This is a genomic window from Ralstonia sp. 22086 (assembly GCF_052045975.1).
Classification (GTDB): domain Bacteria; phylum Pseudomonadota; class Gammaproteobacteria; order Burkholderiales; family Burkholderiaceae; genus Ralstonia; species Ralstonia wenshanensis.
In genome coordinates this window covers 1,940,405-1,954,752 of record NZ_JBQEPZ010000001.1, presented here as the reverse complement: position 1 = coordinate 1,954,752, position 14,348 = coordinate 1,940,405, and the positions used below count along the sequence as shown (strand labels likewise).

Genomic DNA, 14,348 nt, shown 5'->3' with positions numbered 1-14,348 from the left:
GCCCCGGCCGTCCGCGCGCGAGGTCTGCGCCGACGCGCAAGCGCCAGTCGCGCGCTTCGCTGCGCAGCAGGCGCGCCGTGCGCCAGACCGCCCAGCACGTCAGCGCCATCCAGAACAGCACCGCCACGCGCACGGCTTCGTGCGGCGGCATGTCGGGCAGCGCCAGCGCCGCCAGCGCGCCCGTCCAATACATCAGCGGGGGTTTTTCGACGAACGGCTCGAAGGCGACGTTGGGGACGACCCAGTCGCCGCGCTCGATGATGTTGATGACGATGCCGAAGGAATACGGCTCGTCGGCTTTCCAGGGCGCACGCCAGAACGTGCCCGCAACGAAATACGCGCACAGCATCAGGACGACGACGGCACGCCAACGTCGCACCAGCAGTGCCGACAGGCGGCGCGGGCTGGCGTTCGTGCCTGCGTCGACGGGGGCGATCGGCATCAGCGGGATGGAGCGAGGGTGCGCGTCGGCGTCGGCAGGCATGGGAACGCGTTCAACGCTGCGGCACCGCGTCGCGTTGATGCTTCTTGAGCTTGGAGCGGATGCGCGTCTGCTTGAGCGGCGAGAGGTATTCGACGAAAACCTTGCCCATCAGGTGGTCCATCTCGTGCTGAATGCACACCGCCAGGAGGTCGTCTGCCTCCAGCTCGAAGGTTTCGCCCTTTTCGTTCAGTGCGCGCACGCGCACGCGGGCCGGACGGTCGACCTTGTCATAGATATCGGGAACGGACAGGCAGCCTTCGTCCCAGACCTTGTGCTCATCACTTGCCCAGATGATCTCCGGGTTGATGAACACGCGCAGTTCGTCGCGCGACTCCGAAACGTCGATGGTGATCACGCGCTCGTGCACGTCGACCTGCGTGGCGGCCAGGCCAACGCCGGGCGCCTCGTACATGGTCTCCGCCATGTCGGCCACCAGTTTGCGGATGCGGTCATCCACAACGGCGACCGGTTTGGCGACCTTATGCAGCCGCGGATCAGGGTATTGCAGGATATTCAGTAGGGCCATGATGCTTGGCAACAACGGTTGCAGAAGGCCACGCTAACGAGGGGTTGCCTTCAATTGCGATCGCTTGGAATGTCATGCAGAATCGGGGGCGCTATCCGCCACATGGCTTAGGAAAAAGCCTGACGAATGTTGGATGCCATACCCCTCTTGCTGCGACGCAGAACTGCGTACAGCTGCGGCGGTGAGGCGTCGAACAGGCACGCGGACCACTCGCCGATTCTTCATAGAATAATGCGCCATCGTAACACACCGATGCACTCTCAGCCCGCCATGCAAACCGCCACGAAAGCGCGCCAGCCTTACGTTTGCGCCCTGTCGGCGGTTGCCGCGGCAGCGCTTTTCTGCATGGGCGCTGCCCACGCCGCCGAGCGCACTGTGACGCCGGCGCAACAGGCGCAGGCTGCGACAGCTGCCCAAGCGGGCATCCCCGAATCCGAACTGTCCGCCACCGCGCCCGCGCAGTACACGGTGCGCCGTGGCGACACGCTTTGGGCAATCTCGGGCAAGTACCTCAAGCGGCCCTATCGCTGGCCCGAGCTGTGGGGCATGAACCGGGAGCAGATTCGCAATCCGCATTTGATCTATCCCGGCCAGATCCTGTATCTGCATCACGCCAATGGCCGTGCTTGGCTGTCGAGTTCGCCGGCGTCGGCGGATGGCAGCACGGTGCGCCTGTCGCCGCATACCCGCGTGTCGGGGCAGGATGGCGACGCCATCTCCAGCATTCCCTCCGCCGCCATCGAGCCCTTCCTGACCCAGCCGATCGTGGTGGATGAAGAAACGCTGGCCACGCCGGCGCGCATCTTCTCGCTGCCGGAAGGCCGTGTCTATTTGGGCAAGGGCGAAAACGCCTACGCCCGCGGTCTGCCTGCAGGCGAAGGCGGCCAGGCCGGCACCGAATGGCAGGCGTATCGCCCGGTCCGGCCGCTCAAGGACCCCGTGACCGGCAACGTGCTCGGTTATGAAGCCGACTTCCTCGGCACGCTGCGCGTAGTGCGCGCGGCGACCGGCCCGCAGGCGGTCACCAAGATGGAAGTGCTGTCGTCCAAGGAAGAAATGGGCGTCGGCTCGCAGCTGATGCCACTGCCCCCCCGCGTGCCGGTGCGCTATGTGCCGCATGCGCCGGAAGGCGACGTGCGCGGCGCGGTCGCCAAGGTGACGGGCGGCGTGCGCTTTGGCGGCACCGACCAGGTGGTTGTGCTGAACATCGGCAGCCAGCAAGGGCTGGAGCCGGGCCACGTGCTGTCGCTGGCGCGCGCTGGCGCGCTTGTGAAGGACGCCACCGCCGGCAACGAGGCCGTGCAGCTGCCCGCAGAGCGCTACGGCCTGGCCTTCGTGTTCCGTGTGTTCCCGCATGTGGCCTATGCGCTGGTGACGGACGCATCGAACGCCGTGGAAGTGGGTGACAGCGTCAGCAACCCGATGTCGCCGCAACCCTGAACTACCCACTAACGCAGTCCTTGATTTGACCGATGCATCCCAGGTCGCGGCGCTCGCCGCGGCCGATTCCACAGCCTCCCTCTCCTGTACGCGCGATCCGGCCGAACTGGCTGCGTGGCTGCGTCTGACTGAAACCCCCGGCGTTGGGCCCGTGGCCGCGCGGCAATTGCTGGCGGCCTTCGGGCTGCCGCAAGACATCTTTGCCCAGCCGTATGCCGCGCTCGCCAAGGTGCTTCCGGAGCGCCAAGCGCGTGCGGTGCTCGCCGAGCCCGACGATACGCTTGCGGCGTTGATCGAGCGTACCGTCGCCTGGGTGAACGAGCCCGGCAACGCCATCTTCACGCTGGCCGATCGCGGCTACCCGCCCCGCCTGCTCGAACTGCCGGACCCGCCGACCTTGCTTTACACCAAGGGCGATGCCTCGCTGCTGCGCGCGGCAGCCGTGGGCGTGGTGGGTGCGCGCAGCGCCACGGCGGCCGGCATCGACAACGCGCGGGCGTTTTCCCAGGCGCTGTCGGCGGCGAGCGTGGCGGTCGTGTCAGGCCTGGCGCTCGGCATCGATGCGGCGGCGCATGAAGGCGCGCTGGCCGGCCCTGGCAGCACCATTGCAGTGGTGGGTACGGGGCTGGATATTGTTTACCCGGCCCGCAACCGGGCGCTGGCGCATCGCATTGCCGAGGCTGGCGTGATCATCTCCGAATACCCGTTGGGGATGGGCGCACGCGCCGAAAACTTCCCGCGTCGCAATCGCCTGATCTCGGGTTTGGCGCGCGGGCTGCTGGTGGTGGAAGCGGCGGCGCAGTCCGGCTCGCTCATCACCGCGCGGCTGGCGGCCGAGCAGGGGCGCGATGTGTTTGCGATTCCGGGGTCGATCCATTCGCCACTGGCCAAGGGCTGCCACCTGCTGATCAAGCAAGGCGCCAAGCTGGTGGAAACTGCGGCCGATATCCTCGATGAACTTGGCTGGGGGCGTGCTTCTGCACCGGCCAAACGTGCGACGCGCGCGGCAGCAGAGGCGTCTCCGGCTGCACCGGTTGTCCCTGCTGCGCGCCCGGCGCCAAGTGCTGCTGAAACCGTGTTGCTCGACGCGCTCGGGTTTGATCCTGTCGATCTGGATACCTTGTGTGAGCGCACCGGTCAGGCGGCTGCTCCGCTGTCCGCACAGCTCCTGGCGCTGGAGCTGGATGGCCGCGTTGAGCGTCAGCCCGGCGGGCGCTTCCTGCGGCTTCCCTGAAAGCGTGCCTACAATAAGCGCGACCCGTTCGTCACCCCGCTGGTCGCTTAGCGCTTTATTTCATGCCACTGCTCTCGCCTGATACCGACGCCGCCACGCTGCACGCACGCATGCGCTCGGGGCAACTGTTGGTGGCGTGCCTGTGCGCCGAGTGGTGCGGCACGTGCCGCAGCTATCGCAAGACCTTCACTGAGCTAGCGGAGCGGCATCCGGAGTGCTGCTTCGCCTGGGTCGATGTGGAAGACCATGCCGACGCGCTGGGCGATTACGACGTTGAGAACTTCCCGACCCTCCTGGTGCAGCGCGGGCGCGATGTGTTGTTTTTCGGCCCTGTCTTGCCTCACGCAGGCGTGGTGGAGGGATTGCTTTCGCGTGATCTAGACGTGGCTCCTGCGGTGTCAGCGGCCCCGGATTTGCGAGGCTGGCTGCTGGAATCGGCGTGATCGCCGGCCTTGACAACGCTAAGCGATGCATGCGCCACTCTATTGCGCCTGAAAAGGAACCGCGCTTATGATTGGCGGCCAAATTTGGGGCTGATCTATGGATTGACGGCCCCGGCGCGCGTTCTGACGAGGCGCCCGCGGTACTTGAAGTCGGCAGGCGTTGCCATAAGACTCTAAAAAATACGCGAACGGTCGCTATAGAAAAGCGACTTCTTCTTTACCCGATTACTTGCGATCGCCAGGATCCGCTCACATGTCCAAGGCTCTCATCATTGCCGAAAAACCGTCGGTCGCCGCTGATATCGCGCGCGCGCTGGGTGGCTTCACCAAGCACGACGAGTACTTTGAGAGCGACGACTACGTCCTCTCGTCGGCGGTCGGCCATCTGGTCGAGATTGCTGCGCCCGATGAATACGAAGTCAAGCGCGGCAAATGGAGCTTCGCGCATCTGCCCGTGATCCCGCCGCACTTTGACCTGCGCCCGATCGCCAAGTCGGAATCGCGCCTAAAGGTGCTGACGCGGCTGATCAAGCGCAAGGACGTGACCGGCCTGATCAACGCCTGTGACGCGGGGCGCGAAGGTGAACTGATCTTCCGCCTGATCGCGCAACACGCGAACACCAAGCTGCCGGTGAAGCGGCTGTGGCTGCAGTCGATGACGCCGCAATCCATCCGTGATGGCTTTGGCAAGCTGCGCAGCAACGAAGACATGATGCCGCTGGCCGATGCCGCCCGCTGCCGTTCCGAGGCCGACTGGCTGGTCGGTATCAACGGCACGCGCGCCATGACCGCGTTCAACAGCAAGGGCGGCGGCTTCTTCCTGACCACCGTGGGCCGCGTGCAAACGCCCACGCTGTCGATCGTGGTGGAGCGCGAAGAGAAGATCAAACGCTTCGTCCCGCGCGATTACTGGGAAGTGCGCGCTGAATTCATCGCCGCGGCCGGCCTGTACGAAGGCCGCTGGTTCGACCCGAAGTTCAAGAAGAACGAGTTCGACCCCGAGCAGCGCGATTCGCGTCTGTGGAGCGAGGCCGAGGCCAAGAGCATCGTGGCCGCGTGCCGCGACAAGCCGGGCTCGGTGACGGAAGAATCGAAGCCGTCGACGCAGATGTCGCCGGCATTGTTCGATCTGACCAGCCTGCAGCGCGAGGCCAACGGCCGCTTCGGTTTCTCGGCCAAGAACACGCTGGGCCTGGCGCAGGCGCTGTATGAAAAGCACAAGGTGCTGACCTACCCGCGTACCGATTCGCGCGCGCTGCCCGAAGACTACATGGGCACGGTCAAGCAGACGCTGGACATGCTGGGCGAAAGCTCGCCCAACTACCTGACGCACGCGAAGAAGATCCTGGCCAACCAGTGGGTCAAGCCGAACAAGCGGATCTTCGACAACAGCAAGATCAGCGATCACTTCGCCATCATCCCGACGCTGCAGGCGCCGAAGAATCTGTCGGAGCCCGAGCAGAAGCTGTACGACCTGGTGGTGCGCCGCTTCCTGGCGGTGTTCTTCCCGGCGGCCGAATACCAGGTCACTACGCGGATTACCGAGGTGGCCGGGCATCACTTCAAGACCGAAGGCAAGGTGCTGGTGAACCCGGGCTGGCTGGTCGTGTACGGCCGCGAGGCGCAGGGCGAAGATGCCAACCTCGTGCCGGTCGCCAAGGACGAGCGCGTCAAGACGGACAAGGTCGAGCCGGTGGGCCTGACCACCAAGCCGCCTGCGCGCTACAACGAAGCGACGCTGCTGTCCGCCATGGAAGGCGCCGGCAAGCTCGTCGACGACGACGCGCTGCGTGAAGCCATGGCCGGCAAGGGCCTGGGCACGCCAGCCACGCGCGCGGCCATCATCGAAGGGCTGTTGACGGAAAAGTACCTCGTGCGCGAAGGCCGCGAGCTGATCCCGACGGCCAAGGCCTTCCAGCTGATGACGCTGCTGCGCGGCCTGGGCGTGGAGGAACTGACGCAGGCCGAGTTGACCGGCGGCTGGGAGCACAAGCTTTCGCTGATCGAACGCGGTCAGCTGGAGCGCGACGAATTCATGCGCGAGATCGCGCAGATGACGCAGCAGATCGTCAAGCGTGCCAAGGAATACGACAGCGACACCATCCCCGGCGACTACGCGACGCTTTCCACGCCGTGCCCGCAATGCGGTCACGTGGTCAAGGAAAACTACCGCCGCTTCGCCTGCAGCCACTGCGACTTCTCGATCAGCAAGATCCCGGGCGGCCGCCAGTTCGAACTGGACGAGGTAGAAGAGCTGCTGACCAACAAGACCATCGGCCCGCTGCAGGGCTTCCGTAGCAAGATGGGCCGTCCGTTTGCGGCCATCCTCAAGCTGGCGCAGGAAGACGGCCATTGGAAGATGGAGTTCGACTTCGGCCAGAGCGACGAAGACGACGGCGAGCCGGTCGATTTCTCCGGTCAGGAAAGCGTCGGCCACTGCCCGAAGTGCAACGGCAGCGTCTACGAGCACGGCCTGAAGTATGTGTGCGAAAACGCCGTGGCGCAGCCGAAGACCTGCGACTTCACCACCGGCAAGATCATCCTGCAGCAGGAGATCAGCCGCGAGCAGTTGGCCAAGCTGCTGACCGAGGGCAAGACGGACCTGCTGACCGGCTTCAAGTCGGCGCGCACGGGCCGTAACTTCAAGGCGTTCCTGGTCAAGCAGCCGGACGGCAAGATCGGCTTCGAATTCGAGCCGCGCGGCGAAGGCAAGGGCAAGCCCGGTGCCAAGACCGCGGCGAAGAAGACGACGGCTGCGGCCAAGACGCCTGCCGCCAAGAAGGCACCGGCCAAGACTGCGAGCAAGACGGCCGCCAAGAAAGCCCCGGCGCGCAAGAAAGCCACTGAAACCGAGGCTGACGAGGAAAGCACCAGCGAGACCTGAACGCGGTTTCGCCGGCATCAACGCAAACGGGAGGACACTGTCCTCCCGTTTTGCTTTGGCTGTGCGGCTCGGCTTATGCGGCTTCGCTCAGGCCGCGCCCGGCGCGCGCCTCGTTGTGCTTGACCTCCATCGCCTGGGCCAGCATGTAATCGATGAACGTGCGTACCTTCGTCGGCAGGAACTTGCGGCTCGGATACACCAGCGACAGCGACCGGTGCGGCAGCTTGTATTGCGGCAGCACGCGCACCAGGCGTCCGGACTCCAAGTCCGGCCGTGCCATGTACGACGACAGTATCGCGATGCCCATGTCGGCAAGCACGGCGCGGTGCATCAGTTCGGCATTGCTGGTGACGAGCGAGGGCTGCACCGGCACCGAAATCGACTGGCCATCGGCGGTGCTCATCTCCCACTCGTGACGCAGTTGCGGGTGCCACATCGCAATGACGCGGTGCTCGGCAATATCTTCGGCGCGCTGCGGCGTGGAGTGCTGGCGGAGGTAGGCCGGGGTGGCCGCCATGACCATCTCGGCGGAAATCATGCGGCGCGCCACCAGATGTGAACCCAGGCCGAGTTCCGAGACCATGATGCCGACGTCTCGGCCATCCTCGACGATGTCGATCGGGCGATCGGACAACGCCACGTCAAACGTCACTTCGGGATAGAGCTGCTGGAAGCGTGCGAGCAGCATCGGCAGCACGTGCAGTCCGAACATGACCGGGGCGACGATGCGCAGGCCACCGACCAGCGCCTGGCTGCGCGAGGTGGCCAGCGATTCCGCCTCGTCAATGTCGAGCAGGATCTGCGCACAGCGCTGCAGGTAGGTTTCGCCCACGTCGGTCAGCGACAGGCTGCGCGTGGTGCGGTTAAGCAGGCGCGTGCCGAGATGCGCCTCAAGGTCGGCCACGTAACGCGTGACCACGGCATTGCTCATCGACAGATGCTGGGCCGCCCGGGCGAAGCTGCCAAGCTCCACCACCTTGGAAAACACCCGCATCGACTGCAAACGATCCATTCCAGCCTCTCACATAATTTGTTGTCAAAAATAGAACAAATCTGTCGTGACAGCAAATGTTTAATATTGGCACAAGCAATTCACTGCCTAGGGGCGTTCCTTGAATGTGAGTGCACGCTCATGTGAGAATGCCGTCCCAGTCGTGCTTGCAAAGTTTTATTGCCAGGGCTGCGTATCCGACTTCTCACCGATTGACGCAACAGCAGATTTGCGCCGAAACTCTATACCGAGCGGTAGATTTTTTTGGGGGATTCGTCTTGCGCGAGGTCATGTTTGACCCAAATCATGGGTGGAACGCGGTTTTGCGCAAATCGGTACGGCGGTGGCCAGATGGCTTCGCCATACTCGAACAATGGATGCCGAGAACCCTGACCCGCATGAGCGCCCCGCAACGAGGGCAGCCATCACGGCCGATGTGTCGCCCCGCGATGCCGGCGGCCGAGGAGACACCACATGACCATCCATAACCGTGAACCGGTCAACTATCTGGCGGGCGAGATGCCGCTACACCGGTATTGCGCCCTCCATGCGCAGCAGACACCCGAGCGCATCGCCTTGTTGTGGTACGGCCGCACGATCTGCTGGCGCGAGCTGGATCAGGCGTCCACGCGGCTGGCGGTGCAGTTGCAGCGATTGGGCGTGACACGCGGCGATCGCGTTGCGCTGTTTCTGCACAACTGTCCGCAAGCCATCGTGACCCATCTGGCCACGGCCAAGCTGGGCGGCATCGTCGTACCGTGCGGGCCGCTGTCGCGCCAGCACGAACTGCGTGACCAACTGGCCGATTGCGGCGCCAAGATTCTGGTGGCGGCGGCCGACCTGATGCCGATTGTCGACGCCGCGCGGCCGGGCACGTCGGTCACGACCGTCATCACCACGCGCTATGCCGATCTGCAACCCGCGCAGCCGGCGTGCCGCAAGGCGCTGGCCGTGCCGCCCGAGCTGATTGCCGCCGATGCCTCGTCTGCACCGCCGCTCAAAAACAAGCCGGGCGCCACGCAACTTGATCTGATGCAGTTGATGGCTGAGCCCGTGGATGTGGCCGAGCGCAACGCCGTGGCTGCCATCCAGGTGAGCCTGGACGACGTTGCGCTGATGGTCTACACATCTGGCACCACCGGCCGCCCGAAGGGCGCCATGCTCACGCACCGCAACGCGCTGTACAAGACCGCCGTTACGGTGCAGGTCAGCGGCATCCACGCTTCGGATGTGATGCTGGCGGTGGCGCCGCTGTCGCATATCGCCGGCATGCTGATGGGCATGAACGTGATGCTGTATTCCGGCGCGACGACCATCCTGCTTTATAGGTTCGATCCCCTGGCCGTACTGCAGGCGATTGACCGCTATCGCGTGACACGCTGGTACAGCATGACGCCGATGAACCTGGCCGTCATGGCGCATCCGGACGCGGCGCAGTACCGCATGGAATCCTTGGTCGCCAACCCGTGCACCAGCTTCGGTGTCACGCTGACCGAAGCCATTGCCGACCGGTGGCGTGCCTTTGCCGGCCCGCAGTGCCGCATCTATGAAGCCGCCTATGGCCTGTCGGAAACCCACACCTGCGACGCCATCACGCCTGCCGATGCCCCGCGATGGGGCTGGCATGGCAAGATCGTCCCGCAGACTGAGGTACGCATCGTCGACCCGCATACCGGCGCCGAACTGCCGCCCGGTCAGGCCGGCGAAATCACCATCCGCAGCCCCGGCGTGTTCCGCGGCTACTGGCAGCGCGACGAGGCCACGCGCGCCGTCCTGCACAACGGCTTTCTGCGCACCGGCGATATCGGCCAGGTCTCGCCCGACGGCTACCTTCAGTGGCAGGGCCGCATCAAGGAGATGATCAAGGTGTCGGGCTACAGCGTGTTTCCGGAGGAGGTCGAGGCGCTGCTGTCGCGCCACCCGGGCATTCGTCAGGTGGCCGTGACGCCCATCCCCGATCCCGACAAAGGCGAAGTCGTGTGCGCGCACGTGGTGCCGATGAACGGTGTAACGCTCTCGGAAGCTGAGCTGATTGCCTGGTCCCGCGACAACATGGCGCCGTACAAGGTGCCGCGGCGCGTGAAGTTCCATGATGCGCTGCCCGCTACCGCAACGGGCAAGGTGCTGCGAAGGTTGCTGCGCGAAGACGCCATCGCCGCCTGAAAGCAAAACGGCCGCCAAATTCTGGCGGCCGTTTCGTTTGTCAGGTGTCAGGTCTGCACGAAGCGTTTCTGTCGGGCAATGCTCATCAGGATGCCGATGCCCATGCCCAGCGTGACAAGCGCTGTTCCCCCGTAACTGATGAGTGGCAGCGGCACACCCACCACCGGCAGGATGCCGCTCACCATGCCCATGTTGACGAAGGCGTAGGTGAAGAAGATGAGCGTGATCGACCCCGCCAGCAGGCGCCCGAACAGCGTGCCCGCGTTGGCGGCAATGAAGAGCCCACGCAAGATCAGCAGCAGATACAGGAACAGCAGCACGCCGTTGCCCACCAGCCCGAACTCCTCCGAATACACCGCGAAGATGAAATCGGTGTGCTTCTCGGGAATGAACTCCAGATGGGTTTGCGTGCCCTTCAGCCATCCCTTGCCCGTCACGCCGCCCGAACCGATCGCAATGATGGACTGGATGGTGTGGAAGCCCTTGCCGAGCGGGTCGGTGGTCGGGTCGAGCAGCGTACACACACGGTGTTGCTGGTAGTCGTGCAGGATCGGCCAGTTCACGCCGGGGGCGCAGATGCGCGATTCGAACGACACCACCAGCGTGATCGCGGTGACTGCAATCACCAGCACCGGCACGATCAGCCGCCACGACAGACCGGCAAAGTAGATCACGTAGATGCCGGCCGCCAGCACCAGAAGCGCGGTGCCCAGGTCCGGCTGCTTGGCAATCAACCCCACGGGAATCAGCAGCAGCAAGGCTGCCGCCAGATAGTCGTACCAGTGGATCACGCCCTCGCGCTTCTGGAAGTACCACGCCAGCATCAGCGGCATGGCGATCTTCATGATCTCGGAGGGCTGCACCACCACGCCGATATTGAGCCACCGCCGGGCGCCCTTGCGGATCAGCCCGAACGCCGCCACGCCAATCAACAGCGCCACGCCGACGGTGTAGAGCGGTACCGCAAAGCGCATCAGCGTTTGCTGCGGCAGGTTGGCGATGATCCACATCAGCACGAATGACAGCAGGATGTTGCGGACCTGATCTTCCACCCGGCCCGGCATGTCGATGGCAGCCGAATACAGCGCGACCAATCCCGTGCCGAGCAGCAAGAAGACGATCAGTGCCAGCGGCCCATCGAAGCCGGTGAAGAGCGACTTGATGATGTTGAATATGCGGCGCTTGTCCAGTTTGTCCATGGCGAGATCCTCAAGCGCAAGTATCAGGGCGCGGCCGGCTTGGAGGCCGGTTTCTGCGCGGGCTTTGCCGCCGGCCTGTTGCCCGGTTTGGCGTCCTTGGCACCCTTTGGTGTAGTCGCAGGAGCCGAAGCCGGTGCGGCGGCGTTGCCGCGTCCACGCGGCGGCAGTTCGGGCGCAGGCTGTGCGTGCGATAGCGCTTGCAGCACCTGGGCGTCGAGCGTGGCCGGGGCGACGGCCTCGGCGCTGGTGCCGGCCTCGCGCAAGGCTGGCGCCACGAGATCCGGCGACAGCGGCGGCGCACTGCGCGTGCCGCCCGCCGCCGCGGCCGGCGCTGAAGCGGCGGCCACCGCACTGGCCGCGGAGGTTGCCACACCCGAAGCGGCAGCCACGCCGGACGCAGCTTCTGCAGCCACCTGCGGCGCAGCCGTCGCGCTGGCGATCGTGGCCGTCTTGCCGGTCGAGAACACACTCGGCGTATCCACCGGCGGTTGCTGCTGCGGCTTGGGCGCGGTGGCGGCCAGCTCCGCGGGCCACTTGCCTGTCAGGTAATAGTCCATGACGGCACGCGCAATTGGGGCGGCTGACGTGGCGCCAAAGCCGGCGTTCTCCACGATGACTGCCAGCGCGATCTTAGGATGATCTGCCGGTGCGAACGCTTCGAACAGCGCATGATCGCGCTTGTTTTCGGGAATCGCGTGGTGGTTGTACTTTTCGTTCTTGCCCAGCGAGTACACTTGCGCCGTCCCCGTCTTGCCCGCCGACACATACTGCGCCCCGATGAACGCCTTGGCCGCCGTGCCGGCCTGGTTCACGCCCACCATGGCGCGCTTGATCACGTCGATGTTCGCCTGCTTGAGCGGAATCCGGTAGCTCTCGGTCGGCACGGTCAGCGAGCGCGACTTGGACAGCGAATCTTCGACCGCCTTCACCAGGTGGGGCTTCATCACCACACCGTTGTTGGCCAGCGTCGATATCGCATGCGCGAGCTGCAGGATGGTGAAGTTGTTGTAGCCCTGGCCGATGCCCAGCGAGATGGTTTCGCCGTCGTACCACTTCTGCTGTTCGGGGCGCTTGTAGGCTTTGCGCTTCCAGTCGGTAGACGGCAGGATGCCGGTGCGCTCGCCTTCGATGTCGATGCCCGTGACCTGCCCGAAGCCGAACGGCTTCATGAAATCGTGGATGGCATTGACGCCCATGTCGTTGGCGAGCCGGTAGTAATACGTGTCGCACGACATCACGATGGAGCGGTACATGTCGACCCAGCCGTGGCCGCCCGGCACGTCGTCGCGGAACGTGTGGTTACCCAGCGTGAACGATCCCGGATCGGCCATGCCCCACTGCGGCGTGCGCTTGCCGAGCTCGAGCGCGCCCAGCGCCATGAACGGCTTGTACGTCGAGCCGGGCGGATAGGTTCCGCGCAGCGGGCGGTTCAGCAGCGGTTTGTCCGGCGAGTTGTTCAGCTCGTTCCAGGTCGCGCTGTCGATGCCTTCAATAAACAGGTTCGGATCGAACGTCGGCTTGGAGACGAACGCGAGGATGTCGCCTGTCTCCGGCTCGATCGCCACCAGTGCGCCCCGGCGGTTGCCAAAAAGCTGCTCGGCGAGCCGCTGCAGGTTGATGTCGAGCGACAGGATCAGGTTGTTGCCCGGCGTTGCCTGCGAGGTCGACAGCGTACGGATGGGCCGGCCGCCCGCGCTCACTTCCACCTCTTCGTAGCCAGTCAGGCCGTGCAGTTCGGTCTCGTAGCTCTGCTCGATGCCGACCTTGCCGATGTATTCCGTGCCGCTGTAGTTGTTGGAATCCTTGCGCGGGTCGTACGCCACGCCGGGCTGGCTGTTGGCATCGCTCATGTTGTCGATGCGGTCCAGGTCGCGCTCGGAAATCCGGCCGATGTAGCCGATCACGTGCGACGCCGATTCGCCCAGCGGGTATTGGCGGAACAGTCGCGCATGCACGTCCACGCCCGGAAAGCGGAAGCGTTGCGCCGAGAAGCGTGCCACTTCCTGATCGGTCAGCTGACTACGGATCGGCAGGCTTTCGAAGCTGCGCGCATCTTCCATCAGGCGCTTGAAGCGGCGGCGGTCGCGCGGCTGGATATCGACCAACTGGGCAAGCTGGTCGATCGTGTTGTCCAGCGTGTCCTGCAGCTTGGACGGCGTGATCTCGAGCGTGTATGCCGAATAGTTGCGCGCCAGCACCACGCCGTTGCGGTCCATGATGATGCCGCGATTGGGTTCGATCGGCGCGACCGAGATGCGGTTGTCTTCCGCCTTGGCGGAATACTGCTCGTGCTTGACCTCCTGCAGCCAGAAGAAGCGCGCCAGCAGCAGCCCGAAGCAGACGAGCACGAAAAGGGCGGCCGCCGCCAGCCGCAGGCGGAAGCGCGACAGCTCCTGTTCGACGTTGCGGATTTCGGTCATGCCAAGTGAACGCTAACGGCGGGGTGCATCAGATCGGCCACCTCAGATGGGCCGAGTTTCATCGACGCTCTCCGGGCGACGCTGCGGCGCCAGCAGGAACGCGTTGGCGAACGGCCACAGGGCGGCTTCGATCAGCGGAGGCAGGATGACCTGCCAGTCCGGCAGGTGCGCGCCCATCAGCAGGCGGATGACGATCGGTACCGCATGCGCCAGCACCAGCAGCGGCAGCACATGCAGTGCCTGCGACAGCACCGAAAACCACAGCACGCGCCGGTGAATCGTGATCGCGAAGTACGACAGCATCGTGTAGGCCATCGCGTGTTCGCCAAGCAGACGCGCTTCGTGCACGTCCATCAACAGACCCAGCAGGAAGGCCACCACCATGCCCACGCGGCGCGGCTGGTGGATGTTCCAGAACACCAGCACCAGCGCCACCAGATCGGGAATCCACTGCATGTGGCCCCACGGCATCAGGTTGAACAGGAATGCCAGCACGAAGCTGAAAGCGATGAAGCCGGGGTTGACCGGGCGCAGCAGGTATTGGGGCGAGTTCATGATCGATGG

11 protein-coding genes are annotated in these 14,348 nt (G+C 64.7%); 5 read left to right on the top strand and 6 right to left on the bottom strand.

Going from position 1 to position 14,348, the window contains the following annotated elements; translation table 11 throughout:
• Both ACTJK6_RS09150 and def read right to left on the bottom strand, forming a co-directional pair.
• On the bottom strand, positions 1 to 484 hold a 484-nt coding region (locus tag ACTJK6_RS09150; RefSeq protein WP_440838762.1), incomplete at its 3' end, for an ArnT family glycosyltransferase.
• Positions 485 to 494: 10 nt separating this feature from the next.
• Positions 495 to 1,010 carry a peptide deformylase gene (gene def, locus ACTJK6_RS09145; RefSeq protein WP_092974019.1) on the bottom strand — a complete coding sequence of 172 codons (516 nt, stop codon included), beginning with the start codon at positions 1,008 to 1,010 and terminating at the stop codon, positions 495 to 497.
• Positions 1,011 to 1,262: 252 nt separating this feature from the next.
• Here def and ACTJK6_RS09140 point away from each other — a divergent pair, with 252 nt between their 5' ends.
• From ACTJK6_RS09140 to ACTJK6_RS09125, 4 genes are all read left to right on the top strand, one after another.
• Positions 1,263 to 2,450, top strand: coding sequence for a LysM peptidoglycan-binding domain-containing protein (locus tag ACTJK6_RS09140; protein WP_343618640.1), 1,188 nt, complete (start codon positions 1,263 to 1,265; stop codon positions 2,448 to 2,450).
• Between the two features lie 25 nt (positions 2,451 to 2,475).
• The gene (dprA, locus tag ACTJK6_RS09135; RefSeq protein WP_316870382.1) at positions 2,476 to 3,684 is read left to right on the top strand and encodes a DNA-processing protein DprA; all 1,209 of its coding nucleotides are present in this window, start codon (positions 2,476 to 2,478) and stop codon (positions 3,682 to 3,684) included.
• Between the two features lie 62 nt (positions 3,685 to 3,746).
• Positions 3,747 to 4,127 (top strand): thioredoxin family protein, encoded by a 381-nt coding sequence (locus ACTJK6_RS09130; RefSeq protein ID WP_232041561.1) that lies wholly within the window; start codon positions 3,747 to 3,749, stop codon positions 4,125 to 4,127.
• Positions 4,128 to 4,380: 253 nt separating this feature from the next.
• Positions 4,381 to 7,011: a DNA topoisomerase III gene (locus tag ACTJK6_RS09125; protein WP_440838760.1), complete on the top strand. Its 2,631-nt coding sequence runs from the start codon at positions 4,381 to 4,383 to the stop codon at positions 7,009 to 7,011.
• 73 nt (positions 7,012 to 7,084) lie between these two features.
• Here ACTJK6_RS09125 and ACTJK6_RS09120 read toward each other — a convergent pair whose 3' ends face one another.
• Positions 7,085 to 8,023, bottom strand: a complete 939-nt coding sequence (locus tag ACTJK6_RS09120) for a LysR family transcriptional regulator (protein WP_232041563.1) — start codon at positions 8,021 to 8,023, stop codon at positions 7,085 to 7,087.
• A gap of 453 nt (positions 8,024 to 8,476) precedes the next feature.
• Between ACTJK6_RS09120 and ACTJK6_RS09115 the strand changes: the two genes are divergently transcribed.
• Complete coding sequence (locus ACTJK6_RS09115; protein WP_232041564.1) at positions 8,477 to 10,165, top strand: AMP-binding protein; 1,689 nt, start codon at positions 8,477 to 8,479, stop codon at positions 10,163 to 10,165.
• Positions 10,166 to 10,212: 47 nt separating this feature from the next.
• Here ACTJK6_RS09115 and rodA read toward each other — a convergent pair whose 3' ends face one another.
• The 3 genes from rodA to mreD are packed head-to-tail and all read right to left on the bottom strand — an operon-like array spanning position 10,213 to position 14,339.
• Positions 10,213 to 11,364 (bottom strand): rod shape-determining protein RodA, encoded by a 1,152-nt coding sequence (gene rodA / locus ACTJK6_RS09110; protein ID WP_037031841.1) that lies wholly within the window; start codon positions 11,362 to 11,364, stop codon positions 10,213 to 10,215.
• 23 nt (positions 11,365 to 11,387) lie between these two features.
• Positions 11,388 to 13,784, bottom strand: a complete 2,397-nt coding sequence (gene mrdA / locus ACTJK6_RS09105; RefSeq protein WP_440838759.1) for a penicillin-binding protein 2 — start codon at positions 13,782 to 13,784, stop codon at positions 11,388 to 11,390.
• A gap of 42 nt (positions 13,785 to 13,826) precedes the next feature.
• Positions 13,827 to 14,339, bottom strand: a complete 513-nt coding sequence (gene mreD / locus ACTJK6_RS09100) for a rod shape-determining protein MreD (RefSeq protein ID WP_015856079.1) — start codon at positions 14,337 to 14,339, stop codon at positions 13,827 to 13,829.
• Positions 14,340 to 14,348 lie beyond the last annotated feature (9 nt).